The 13582-nt window shown below is 49.1% G+C and carries 6 protein-coding genes; 3 read left to right on the plus strand and 3 right to left on the minus strand.

The genetic code is table 11. The features are described 5' to 3' along the window. Positions 1-730 precede the first annotated feature (730 nt). Positions 731-4192: a PKD domain-containing protein gene (locus NT002_11260; GenBank protein MCX6829841.1), complete on the plus strand. Its 3462-nt coding sequence runs from the start codon at positions 731-733 to the stop codon at positions 4190-4192. A 151-nt stretch (positions 4193-4343) separates the two neighbouring features. Here NT002_11260 and manB read toward each other — a convergent pair whose 3' ends face one another. The 3 genes from manB to NT002_11275 all read right to left on the minus strand — a co-directional run bounded on the left by manB (position 4344) and on the right by NT002_11275 (position 10985). Beyond that, complete coding sequence (gene manB, locus NT002_11265; GenBank protein ID MCX6829842.1) at positions 4344-5684, minus strand: phosphomannomutase/phosphoglucomutase; 1341 nt, start codon at positions 5682-5684, stop codon at positions 4344-4346. 198 nt (positions 5685-5882) lie between these two features. Continuing rightward, positions 5883-7727, minus strand: coding sequence for a T9SS type A sorting domain-containing protein (locus NT002_11270; protein ID MCX6829843.1), 1845 nt, complete (start codon positions 7725-7727; stop codon positions 5883-5885). Positions 7728-7877: 150 nt separating this feature from the next. Further along, positions 7878-10985 (minus strand): N-6 DNA methylase, encoded by a 3108-nt coding sequence (locus NT002_11275; protein ID MCX6829844.1) that lies wholly within the window; start codon positions 10983-10985, stop codon positions 7878-7880. A gap of 197 nt (positions 10986-11182) precedes the next feature. On the opposite strand from NT002_11275, the gene iorA reads away from it, so the two are divergent. Both iorA and NT002_11285 read left to right on the plus strand, forming a co-directional pair. Beyond that, positions 11183-12964 carry an indolepyruvate ferredoxin oxidoreductase subunit alpha gene (iorA, locus tag NT002_11280; GenBank protein MCX6829845.1) on the plus strand — a complete coding sequence of 594 codons (1782 nt, stop codon included), beginning with the start codon at positions 11183-11185 and terminating at the stop codon, positions 12962-12964. 7 nt (positions 12965-12971) lie between these two features. Next, positions 12972-13577: an indolepyruvate oxidoreductase subunit beta gene (locus NT002_11285; GenBank protein ID MCX6829846.1), complete on the plus strand. Its 606-nt coding sequence runs from the start codon at positions 12972-12974 to the stop codon at positions 13575-13577. Positions 13578-13582 lie beyond the last annotated feature (5 nt).

The raw sequence follows: 13582 nt of genomic DNA on the forward strand, positions 1-13582 counted from the left end.
TCCAACCTGGCCAGTGGATTATATTTCTACAAGGCCAATGCTGGAAACTTCTCGGCCACCAAGAAGATGGTCCTCCTGAAGTAGCGTCCTCGCCCGACCTGACGTTACTACAGGATAACACCACTGCCAAAGCCCCGTGAACCGGGGCTTTGGCTTTTTTATGGGCGGCAGTTTTATCTACGGCGGCGACAAAAATGGATTTGACATTGAACAACAAATCCAAGCGCCTGAACAACAGGCGATGAAATGAATTGCACTTTATCTGCAGACATGATAATATCCTCTTATTAGTGGGGATAGTTACAATACAAATAACGTATTGTTTTTGATATGAAGGAAATGGCGATTTTACGATGGCACCGATAGACACTGGCTACCACCTATAGTACTCAAAATGCCGGCAATTTCTCTAAAAAAGTACTTGACATACGCGGTCGGATATCTTCTATTAAAACCGGAATACCTACCCGAATAAGAGCACACTTCGAGTATGGACAATTGAGCCGAACTAGCCGCGCAAGTAATAGCCAGACTATTTGGTGAAGATGTCCCGTTTTTGAATAAGGTCTGATATTTCTATCAGGACTATAATGCGATCAGTATTGTTCTTGTCTGAAGTGAAATTTAAGAAACCTATAACAGAGCACTAGAGGAGGTGGTCGGGCACAATTTTCATTGCGGTGTAAGGAAATTTGTTATTTGCATTTATTTGAAAGAAGGAGAGGATGAAATGAAAAGTATTTTTAAAACAGTGTTGGCGCTCGGTATTCTGCTCGTCATGGGCGCTTCATCCGGATTTTGCCAGGCACCGCGGGTCAATGTGATGCCCGGCAATCAGGGTTCAATAGTATATCCCTATGCCTGGCTGGGGCGCGTATTGACCATTTGGGGAAATGTCCATGATGGTACCGCTCCCTATACCTATTCATGGGATTTCGGCGATGGTTCGGCGCCGGTATCGGGAAATGTCGCTAATCCCAAGTACATATCCGTCACTCATTCTTATGCTACCATGGGTCCGAAAAGGGCTGTTCTCACTGTCACCGACGCCAATAATGAATCGGATTTGGATACCGTGGTCATTGAGGTTGTAGTCAGAGAACACAAAGTTGAAGTCAACGCCGCCATTGAGGATGCTCTCCGCTGGCTGTATTTGCAGCAGACACCAACGGGATATTGGTACAGCTATGGTGGTTATTATGCGACTTCAACGGCAACGGCAATTCTGGCATTTGAGAACAATAATCATTTGCCAATCAATGATTACAATAAGGACATCTATGCTGAATATGTTAAAGCGGGTTTGGATTATCTTTTTAGAACATTGATTTCAACCTCGGTTCCCATTCAGGGGGCGGGTGATCCCGAAGCTGATGCTCCAGGAAACACGGACCACAATGGGATCGGAATTGGAGTCAATACCGACCGAAGTTGCTATGAAACCGGTATTGCGCTTATGGCCGTCGTGGGGAGCGGTCCGATTGCGAGCGGCGCCCCCAATCTCACAGCACCGGCCAATTGTGCTTCCAATGTCGCCAACCGCACATATCGCGATATCGCTATCGATATGGTCGACTGGCTGGCTTGGGCTCAGAATGATCCCGCGACCGGATCTTATCGCGGCGGTTGGCGCTATTATGCCAATTATGGAAATAGCGACAATTCCGCTTCCCAGTGGCCTTCCATCGGTTTGGAGGCGGCTGAAAGCAATTGGGGTATCGCCGCACCATCATTTGTCAAGAGCGAGCTCTTATTATGGCTTGCTTATAGCCAGGCTTCCGGTGGGGGCAATGACGGTGCTTTCTATTATCAGCCATATGGCTGGCCATATCCATGGAGTTCGATCGGCCCGACCGGCTCGGGAATCTGTCAGCTCTCATATGCCAAAGTCCCCAAGACCGATGCGCGCGTAACCCGAGCTCTCAATTTTCTGTACCGGAATTGGAATACCAGTGGAAATATAGACAACTTATATAATTATTATGCAGTGGCTAAAGGATGTTTGATAGCAGTAAATGGGTCTGGCACTACTGAGAAAATCAATTCCATCAATGGTATAGATTGGTATGATTATTACTCTCGTAGTCTGGTAAATACACAGCAAGCCGATGGCGGTTGGCCCAATTTCAATAATCCGGTCCAATATGGCCGTGAACTCAATACGGGGTGGTCCGTTCTGGTCCTATCCCGCTCAATCATTGAGCCGGGACCGGTAGCGGTGATTACGGCTCAGCCTTCAGTCCCGCCGGGAACGCCATTCGGGATGGATGGTGCTTTATCCTACCACAGAAATCCCGCAAAGAGAATTATGGAATGGCTGTGGAAGTTCGATGTGGCCGATCCCGATGCTATTGACTGGAGCACGCCCGATGCAAGTGGCGTCTCGGCAATGAATCCCGGCTATATTCTGCCTTTGGGAGTAGATTGTGATACTTTCAATGTGGCTCTGCGGGTGGCGGACAACAGCGATTCGACAATGACCGATGTGGCGCTAAAGCAGATCATAGTCAGCAACAATGAAAACCACCCCCCGACCGCAGTTGCGGGCGGCCCATATGCGGGCAAAATAGGTGAACCAATTACATTCAGCGGCTTGCAGTCTTATGATCTTGATGCGGGAGATTCCATTGTCGGGTATTCCTGGGATCTTGACGGCGATGGCGTCTTCGGCGATTGCACCGATGCCATTTGTCAGCGCACCTGGAATGCAGAATACTCCGGTTATGTCCGATTGATAGTCACTGATTCGTATGGCGCTTCATCATGGGATTCCTCGACCGTAAAGGTATGGACTTCCAGAGTGGATATTGGTCTGACTTTCCATGATATCTCCTGGGATAACCCATATCCGCTCCCCGGAGACAACATTGTCGTCACGGCCGTAATACATTGTGATACCTATTCTGATCCTGTAAACAATGTTCTCGTTCGCTTTTTCGATGGCGATCCTTCAAATCCATCAAATCAGATTGGCTCGGATCAGACCATTCTATCTATGTCCGCCGACGATGCGGTGCCGCTGTCGGTCAATTATATTGTCGGCGATCCTCTGCCGCGCTCCATTTTTGTCGTGGTCGATCCGAATGCCGCCATTGAAGAATTTAATGAAGATAACAATATCGCTATGAAGAGAATTGAACTGCCACCATCGGTTGGTTCTGCTTATGGCCTTGTAACAGCTAATTCCCAGGGATTAGCAGGCGTGACAGTCAACCTATTCCAAGAGGAGCTGTTGGTCAAACACGCCATCACCAATGCGGCCGGCGGTTATCTTCTTGACTCCCTTGGCGATGGCGATTATAGAGTTGAAGTGGAGCCACCCCTCGGCTTTACTCCCTTATCCGATCCGTCCGCACAGGTTTCTATCGCCGGTCTGCCGGTCGAGGTAAATTTTGAGTTGACGAATGCGGCCACCGGCAAAATCCATGATATCTGGTGGTGGAAGACTCAGCTCCAGTACATCCGTGACAAGAAGCCGTCTGTGATATCTATGGCTAATATCAATGCCTTCTGCCAGACTATCTATAAGCATTTCTATTTGAGAGACGATGGATATGCCATCCATATCGAAAATGTTACATTTGCGCCCGGTCCGGAAGCGCTCGATTTCTATGATGTGCTCAACTTTATGGTCACACTGGCTGCCGATAATTCCTACCAGGCGTGTGCCGCAAGAGGTCTTCTGACCAACCTTCTCAATATAGCGGCCGGATACCAGAGCCAGCTCGCCCTGGTCAGTGATGATGGCGCCACGGCCAGTCAGGCCATCACTTATTTCGCCGGACTCTATAATCTGGGCGGAAATGTGGCCTATTATTCGGTTCATATTAATACGAGAAGGATGCATATGGGGCAGATGATACCGGCCGGAATCATTCCTCTGATGACTCCCAATATTATGTTCAAGCAGGAACAGAAAGTTGTCATTCCGTCGGATTATAGTCTGTCGCAGAACTATCCTAACCCGTTCAACCCTGTTACGACCATCGAACTGGCTCTGCCGACCGCTTCCGACTGGACGATCGCTATCTTCAACGTCTCAGGACAGAAGGTGGCTGAATACTCCGGTCATAACGAAGCCGGCATCGTCACGGTGAACTGGGATGCTTCCAACCTGGCCAGTGGATTATATTTCTACAAGGCCAATGCTGGAAACTTCTCGGCCACCAAGAAGATGGTCCTCCTGAAGTAGCGTCCTCGCCCGACCTGACGTTACTACAGGATGACACCACTGCCAAAGCCCCGTGGATCGGGGCTTTGGTTTGTACAAAGAAAAATCAGCAATAAAAAACCCGGCCGTTTATCAACCGACCGGGTCTATAATATCTTGGAGATTTTCTTATCTACGCACGAATAATCTTCAGAATCTCCGCCACCTTCTTATCCAATAGTTTCCTTGAGTCGGCTTCCACATTAAGTCTGATCAAAGGTTCGGTATTGGAAGGGCGGAGGTTGAACCAGAAATCCTTATAAGAGACGGTCAGGCCATCAAGCCGGTCCTGCTCGCCATCGATGAAATGCGCCGCCACCTGCTCGATTTTGTCCCTGGCCGATTCAACCCGGCTGTTGATTTCCCCGGAACGAAAATATGGATCGATTTCCTTTATTTTCTCATCCAGCGGCTTGGCGCTCCGGCTGAGCAGTTCCAGGCAGACCAGGAATGCAATCAGTCCCGAATCGGCAAACCAATTATTCCGAAAATAGAAATGTCCGGAGTGCTCGCCGCCGAAAATGGCATTGTATTTTTTCATCAACGGTTTTATCAAAGCATGCCCCACCCGGGTCTTTATTGCTTTTCCCCCTTTGCGCGCAATCAGCTCCGGCACCGCCCGCGAGCAAATCAAATTGTAGAGGATGGTCTCGCCGGGATTTTTATCGAGAAGGTTGTCGGCTACCAGCGCCGTCACCATATCGCCACCCAGTTGCTTTCCGAAACGATCGATCAGAAACATCCGGTCGGCGTCGCCATCGAAAGCCACGCCGAAATCCGCTTTTTCCGCGGCCAGCTTTTTCTGCAAGTCGACCAGATTCTCGAGTTCTATCGGTGATGCCGGATGATGCGGAAAAGAACCGTCCAGCTCAAAATAAAGAGGGGAGAGCTTGGCCGGGAGTTTCTCGAAAACCAATGGCAGAGTCAGTCCGGCCATGCCGTTGCCGGCATCGGCGACAATATGGAACGGTTTGATAACCGAAATATCTATGAACGACAGGCAGTGCTCGGTATAATCGTTGAGAATATCCTTGCGGGCAATATTCCCCCTTTGCGGGGCCTTAAATGGCATGTCATTTTCCAGCGCCAGTTGTATCTTATCCAGCCCCTCCTGCCCGGAAAGGGGAAGCGCCTCGCGTCGGCAGATTTTGAATCCGTTATATTGTTTCGGATTGTGGCTGGCGGTAATCATCACGCCGCCGTCATACCCGAATTTCCCTACGGCAAAATAGAGCGCATCGGTTGAGACCAGTCCAACATCAACCACATCAACCCCCGAATCGACTATGCCGCGCACCAGAGCGTCAGAGAGTTCTTCTGATGAGAGCCGCATATCCCGCCCCACCGCAATCGAGGTCGGCTTAAGATAAGAGGCCAGGGCGTTTCCGATACGGTAGGCTATTTCGCCATTCATCTGCTCCGGGACCACCCCCCGGATATCGTAGGCCTTAAATATGGAGCTGTCGAATTTCATAAGATTTCCTTTTGAGAGAGTTCCAATATAAGGATTTCATAACCTCCAAGTCAACCCAAATTCATCCCCGGCAACAAGGTATCTGTTGCCGGAAAATCCGGTATATTTATCCATATCGTCAGGAATGGGAAATTCCCTATAGTAAAAAGGGGATACCGGCCAATTCGGTATCCCCGCTATATACAGCTTAATTCACGCTCATTTAAGAAGTATCATCTTCTTCGAGCTGGCAAACTCCCCGGCCTTGACCTTATAGAAATAAATCCCCGAGCCGGCCGGCTTGTGCGAATCATCGGTGCCATCCCAAATAATCGAATGGCTCCCCGCCGGCTTTTCACCTATCTCAATTTCCCGAATCGCCTGGCCAAGGATATTGAAAATTGTCAGAGTCACATTGGCCCGCGCCGGAATTTCGAACGCAATCTCGGTGGCGGCATTGAACGGGTTGGGATAGTTCTGGTGTAAAGCAAACCCTTTGGGAATCCCCGGCGGCCCCGGCTGGCCCGGAATATCGGTCGGCGGCTCGGCAAAAAGATCGGGCACACCATCACCCTTGTAATAAAAAGTATCTACCCCGCAGATACGATATTTCCCCTTGTATCCGTCGCTGTCGGTATCGACTCCGGGAATATCGTAGATCCATTCTGCCGTTAAAGCATTCAACGCCAGATCCGAGAAATCCAGCTGATCGGCAAAGGCATCAGGCGATGATGCATTGAAAAGATTGGCGAAAGCATCACAGTCGGTATGGAAATTCTCTCCCCCCACATAGGCAAAAACTATCGGAAGTGTCTGCCCCGGCAATATATCAAACGGCCCGAAAGAAAGAAGATAGCGGGTATCAATCCCATCGGCAAAACCAGCGGCATTTGACGGAGGCGCCAGCCATCCCTCTGAGGTATGGTCAACGGCGGTGAATAGCTGGTCATAGTCAATTTCCTCATGATGCATCATATAGTACTTGTTTTTGTCTCCTTCCGGTGTTCCCAGAAGGCCGCCAAGACTGCCAAAATCGCGGAACGGATACTCGGTTGTCCCGGCCCGCCGTGGGCCAAAATCAAGAGCGGCATTGCTATTGGGCAGCCACCAGTTGAACGCCGTCTTCAGTGAATCCGAGGGGGCATAAAGAACTCTCACGCCGGTCACCGAGGTGAGCGATTGGGAAGTATACGGACAAATATCGTAGCTTTCTTTCCCGTCGTTATCCGCAATCCAGGCAATATTGACCGTATCGATAAACCCGCACCCCTGGGGGGACGGGACGGTTTTCTTGAAACCGCAAATATCATCACTCCACCCTGTAGCGCTCCCTTTCCGGTAGACGTCAGCATCGGCATAAATTCCGATATATGTCCCGGTCAAAACATTCGTCCCGATATTTTTAATAGCCAGATCGAAAATCACAAAATCCTCGGTGAGCGGATACCCCCAGGCATAAGTCTTCTGAGTGATCTCGATTCCCAGCGGTATATGCGGGCGTCCATCGCGAAAGTCCGGGACCGCGTAATCGGGGTCGGTCAGCGTATCGGTATAAACCGCAATTATGTCTTCTTGGGATTTTGCCCCCGGGTCGCCATTGTCGATTGAGCGGCGGATAAGGGCGCCAACGGGCAGAGAATCGGGCCACATCTCGCGGGTTATGAGCCAGCCGTCGGCCGCAACCGTAACCAGCGTGTCGGTTCCGACCACGGCGCCAACCCATATCGCCCCGCCGAAAAGATATTCCAAATTGCTGCCATAGGGATAAGTGCAGGAGGGGGCTGGCTGGCCGGTGACCGGATCGACAAAATCGCCGATGAAAGCGTTGCCGAAAGTTCCGGTGTTGGTCACCGTCAGGCCGATTTTGCCGACATAATAAACCGCCCCTTCAACATGAGGAATATCGGCGGTCAATTTATCGACCCTGGGCAAAGCTTGCTCGAATTGCCGCATATCCCGGGCTGCGGCCCAACTGCCGAGGCAGAGAATTGCCAGCAGCGCAATTAAGAGTGGTTGATGGCATCTGGACGACAGGCAGAGGCCTTGTTTTTTCTTGATTTCCATAATCCGTCTCCTCCCGAAAAAGAATTATAGGTTATCGATTCTAAGACTCTTCCTATTTAATAAACGTTCTAAATCAATCCGTGTCAAATGGATTGTTGTCGGGCATCAATAGAGGCAGAAAACCGGGTATTATAATTGAAATGGAAATGTTTAAATGAAAAGGTCACCGTTTTTTACAAATCTGCTCTTGGATAAAAGAACATCCGCGTCCTGGCCTGATTCTGCAAGCAATTTCTCGACTAGTTTGTTAATCTTAGACATGTTGGCAGCAAGGATTTTTCGGACTTCAGCCCGCACTCGCCCTAGGCTGCCTTGCAAGTTGGGGATAAATGGTTTTATTTCATCGTGACTCTTTGCGCCAAGTTCGGATAATTGCGTATGAACCTTATTCGAAGGATCAAAACGCGATATATTGCATACCTCGAAAGGGCGACGATGAATATCACGCTCGCCGTACAAACCTTGGGGTTGATATTCCTTTATGGCGAGGTTCACGATATCTGAATTCAACACGGCCACAAGATAGAATCCTTCTTCGATTGACTTTGGATAATAATAATAGGTTTTAGCGTCAGCAATGAATCCATGAGACTTGAATTGTTGGTTGGGATGCGCATCATTAATATAAAGGGCCGCCGATATATTGGTCCCAGAAGTATTGTAGAGAACAACATAGGGCGCGTCGATATCTTGCTTTGAAAGCTTTTGATTATAGTTTAGCCATTCGGCCATTGATCTATCGTCAGATTTCCTATATTTATTCCAAAGGTCTTCCACTTTGCCCATCCAATTGGCCGCAGATTGATAGCCATTCTCCATTAATGCTGCAGCATCAGCAACAAAAAAGGAATGCTTCTGTCTTATTAAAGGGAGGAATAAGGGTTCCACGCGGCTTACTGCAAATGGCATAATCCCTTTGGCCAGGACGGTTTGAAAGATGAAGCGCTTTTCGACCTTTCCTGATATCTTCATCTTCCACTGTTCTTTGGATTCCTTCATAGCTTCTTCGCCGGTTTCCAGATACAGATGCTCTTTGTGCATCGCGGCGTCCTTATCTTTTTGTACAAACCAGAAGCATCGCGGCACGATGGTCGCGCCCTGCAAAAATAGCGGATAATAATAAGAGACTGCTGTGCCGGCAATCAGCAGAGTTTGCTCTGTCTTTCTTCTCGTGATAATTTTCTTAGCCGAATCCCAACGCATATTTTTCAATGGCAGGACGCCATTATATAAAGTTGTTGGGATATTATTGATCACGACCGAATTTGGGTCTTTGATAATCAGCACGGATCTAACGTTAAATAAAGGCGTAACGCCTGTAAAATCGTGCACCTCAGAAAAACCCTTTTCCTGAAAATTGCGATGCTGCTTGGCCGGTAATATCACTGTTTTCGGGAGGACAAAAGCGATTTTTCCATTTTTCTTCAGGAATTCTCTTTCGGAATGAACAAAAAACAAGGTGCTTGTATCCATCTGAGTAAACAGCTTACCGTCTTCCGGGTTAAGGAGTTTGTATTCTAATGTAAGCTGCTTAACTCTCTTCTTATAGTTTATGTCCTTAATGTATCTGTAAGCCAGCCATGGAGGATTGCCCACAACGTAATCAACCTTCCTGAGTCGGATAAATGCCGGGCGATAAGCATTCTTAAGAATAAATGCCCATATGGTGTCCCTATTATCGCTAATTAAATTCATCAGTAAATTGAAGTTCTTTCTCCAAAGCCATTCATCCGATTCAGAAATATTATCCCTATAGCGCTTCAGGAATCCTTTGAGCGCCGCATCTCTGTCTTTGTCGTCCGTTGCCGCTTTTCTACAGGATAAGCACAAATCATCTATCATGGCATCTGCATTCAGCTTTTTCCCAATAATGGAAACAGGTATGGCAAAGCCATCGCCGTTTGCAACCTCTATTGCAACTGCCCTAGTCTTCTTATTCTCGCTCGTCATCAAAGAATCAGACATATAGACAGGCAGGTAGACATCAGCCCCAAGCTTCCTAATTTCCTTTGCGAGGCCAAGCAGCAAATTTGCCTTCGTCATTATTACGGCCAGCGGATGCACATCTATTCCAAGAACGGATTCCAGAGTCTTATTCACTAATTTGCCGCCCGTAAGACCCATCTTGCGTAGCCTTCTTATCACAGCCAGCAAGAAAGTACCTGAACCGCAGGCAGGGTCAAGTATTGTGCCTTTCCTGTATTTCAATGCGGACAAGGCAATGTCTGCAATCCAGTCTGGTGTATAATATTCGCCCAGCGAGTGCCTGCTTTCAGGATCCACAAGTTCCTGATATATTTCTTTCAATATGTCTTCATCAATATTATCCAGCTTGAACGGAGAAAGGTATTTGTCCACCTTGGCCAAAAGGCCAACAAAGTGATCCTCGATTTCAGTGTCAAGAGCCCAACTGAAGAAATCGCGCTCGGCCATGTTAAGCAAATTGTGTTTGGCGAAAAAATCACCTGTCAATAGACCCTTGTACAAGTTTGCGGATTTCTTGGTATCTGGGAAAAGAGCATTCAAAACGAGCAGGCGGGAAAACATCGTCAAATAAGTATGTTTAAGAAATAGCCTTAAATCGCCAACTGGCTCGCCATAAACTTTCGAGAGAAGACTGTTCCATTCGGTGAACTTCACTTTGACGCTGGGATTGAGACTGACATGTTGATATAGTTCCTCTAATATGCCCCGCGCCTTATTGAAAACAGCACTGTTTGGTCCGAATCTTGTTGTTATGTCAATCGATTTCGGCGTCGTCTTCCTTGAGGCAAAAAGGAGATCGTCAAAAACTCTAAATGAAGCAATAACATCTGATTCGCTAAGCACGAACCGGGAAATAGCTGTAACATTCTCATGTTCGTATTGATAGAGAATGAAATTCAACCCGTCTGTCACGACAGCCAAGTACTCTCCGGGTGCTACTTGCGATTCAAAATACTTCTGCAGTTCCAATTCCGCCGCTTTTAGTTCGCCTTCCAAATTTGTCTTAAACTCGAAAATCAGATACTTATATAAGGCATCGATATAGCCTCTAACGGCGGCAACCTTAATTTTTTCCTCAATTTCGATTTCTGTGGGGTCAACGTCGTATGCCTTTCGCAGAAAGTCTATGAATAATGCGCGCCTGTGGTCGTGATGTTTGTTGGCACGTATAGCCTCATTCGCCTGGGTAATATAGGCGGTAAGTAATGATGGATATTCCTTCTTATAAGGATAAACTTGCTGACCCAATTGAAGATGACCCGGCTTTTTCATGTTCTCTATTCTTGACTGATTCCAATTAATAACTCGACCACGTTACTCAATTAAAGGATGCTAACCGGCGTGTCAAGGACAAAGGAATTAAATATTTCGCTATTCTCCCTTGTGAAAACATTCACAGAAAGATTGCCAATTATGGCGAAATTCGCTATAATTACCCCACTGAAATGCACTTATAATCGAGCCTTTATATGAAAAGATTACTTTCCGGAAATGAGGCGGTGGCGCGGGGCGCATTCGAGGCCGGGGTTAAACTCGGCGTCGGTTACCCCGGCACACCCTCCACCGAAATCCTCGAAACCATAGCCGAGGAATACCGCTCCATCTACTCCCAGTGGTCGCCCAACGAAAAAGTGGCTTTCGAGGTCGGTATCGGCGCCTCATTGGGGGGCGGCCGCGCTCTGGTGACCATGAAACATGTCGGCCTTAATGTCGCCGCCGACCCGTTTATGACTTTCGCTTACACCGGAGTCAACGCCGGCTTTGTGGTGGTCTCGGCCGATGACCCCGAAATGCACTCCTCTCAAAACGAGCAGGATAACCGTTTCTTCGCCAAATTCGCCCAGATACCGTTTCTGGAACCCTCCGACAGCCAGGAATCGAAAGATTTTGTCCGCCGGGCGTTCGAAATCTCGGAGATGTTCGACACGCCGGTGATGCTTCGGATGACCACCCGCATTTCACACTCCAAGGCGATTGTCGAGGAATACGAGCCGGTAGTGCTCCCCGAATCAGGTTTCAAGCGGGATATGCAGAAATATGTGATGATCCCCGCCAACGCCAAGAAACGCCACGTGGTGGTCGAGCAGCGCCTCGAGAAACTCCACCTCTTTTCCGAATCAACCGAACTCAATAAAGTCGAAAACAACGGCTCCGAAATCGGCATCATCACCGGCGGTATTGCCTACCAGTACGCCAAGGATAACCTCCCCGATGCCGATTATCTCAAAATCGGCTTTGGTTTCCCACTGCCAATCGAAAAAATAAGTAAATTTGTTGCGGCCCATAAGGTCAATTTGATTATCGAGGAACTGGAACCGTACTACGAAGAGATTATCAAGGCCGCCGGGATAAAGATAGAAGGGAAGAAGTACTTCTCGCGGCAGGGCGAACTTTCACCCTATAAGGTTGCTCTGGGTCTTAAAGAGGCCGGCCTTCTCAAATCGGTCGCTGGCGCCGAAATCGAACCGGAGACTCTTTTCCCGCGTCCGCCAATTCTCTGCCCCGGCTGCCCCCATCGTGGCGCCTATATGGCGCTGCGCAAACTCGGCGTGGCCGTCACCGGAGATATCGGCTGCTATACCCTCGGCGTGCTTCCCCCGCTGGAATATCTCGACTCCTGTATTTGCATGGGTGCCTCTATCGGCAATGCCATCGGCATTGATAAAGTCGATGGCTACAAAAAAGGGGTGGTGGCGGTTATCGGCGATTCCACTTTCCTTCACTCCGGAATCACCGGCTTGCTTGATGCCGTCTATAACAAGAGCGACATCACCGTTGTCATTCTGGATAATCGCATCACCGCCATGACCGGCGGCCAGCAGCATCCCTCCACCGGACATACCCTGATGGGTGAGGAAACCAAATCGGTCAATCTGGCCCAGTTGGCCCGGGCGCTCGGGGTGGATTCGGTGCGTGAAATTGATCCCTATGATTATAATGGCATGATACGGGCGCTCGAAGATGAAATCAGACGCCCCGGCCCTTCGGTCATTATCACCAACCGCCCCTGTGTTCTCATGCCCAAGCGGATTCTTGATCGGCCGTACATGGTGATACCCGAGGACTGCAACGGCTGCAGCGCCTGTTTCCGGATCGGCTGCCCGGCCATTTCACCCTCAACCGAGATGACCAAACATGGTCGCCCCAAAGCGATCATTGATGCCGTTCTCTGCACCGGCTGTACACTCTGCGCGCAGGTTTGCAGGCCGGAAGCGATAGTCCCGATACCCGATAAAACCCCGGACAAGTGAGGTGGTCATGGAAAACATTACAACCAACATTCTTATCGTCGGTGTCGGCGGTCAGGGAGTCCTTCTGGCATCGGAGCTTCTCTCCGAGACGGCCATGAATGGCGGTTATGATGTGAAAAAATCCGAGGTGCATGGTATGTCGCAGCGCGGGGGAGTAGTGAGTTCGCATATCAAATTCGGCCCGAAAGTCTACTCGCCGATTATCCCGTACGGTCAGGCCGATATCCTGATTTCCTTTGAGGTGGCCGAGGCGCTGCGGGCTATCGACTGGATGAAAAAAGAGGGGTTTCTGGTTACGGCTATTACCCGTCTGGTGCCGCCCATTGCCACCGGCGGAAAATTCCATTACCCTGATGATCCGGTTGCGGAGCTCCGGAAAAAAGTCCACCGCCTGCTGGTGCTTGAAGCCGAAGATATCGCCAGAGACCTGGGCGATGTCCGGCTGGTCAATACCATCCTTCTTGGCAGCCTTTCCACCGACCTGGAATTCGCCGAATCGCTCTGGCAGGAGGTTATTCGTCAGAGGGTCAAAGAGAAATTTATCGAAATGAACCTTCAGGCCTTTGCCCGCGGACGGCAGTTGGCCGGTTCGGTCAATAAAGGAACGGCCTGAGGAAA

This window comes from Candidatus Zixiibacteriota bacterium, assembly GCA_026397505.1.
Classification (GTDB): domain Bacteria; phylum Zixibacteria; class MSB-5A5; order GN15; family PGXB01; genus JAPLUR01.

Excerpts from the sequence above, each read along its gene's own strand:
- manB (MCX6829842.1), bottom strand. The coding sequence starts at position 5,684 with ATGAAATTCGACAGCTCCATATTTAAGGCCTACGATATCCGGGGGGTG.
- iorA (MCX6829845.1), top strand. The coding sequence starts at position 11,183 with ATGAAAAGATTACTTTCCGGAAATGAGGCGGTGGCGCGGGGCGCATTC.
- NT002_11270 (MCX6829843.1), bottom strand. The coding sequence starts at position 7,727 with ATGGAAATCAAGAAAAAACAAGGCCTCTGCCTGTCGTCCAGATGCCAT.
- NT002_11260 (MCX6829841.1), top strand. The coding sequence starts at position 731 with ATGAAAAGTATTTTTAAAACAGTGTTGGCGCTCGGTATTCTGCTCGTC.
- NT002_11275 (MCX6829844.1), bottom strand. The coding sequence starts at position 10,985 with ATGAAAAAGCCGGGTCATCTTCAATTGGGTCAGCAAGTTTATCCTTAT.
- NT002_11285 (MCX6829846.1), top strand. The coding sequence starts at position 12,972 with ATGGAAAACATTACAACCAACATTCTTATCGTCGGTGTCGGCGGTCAG.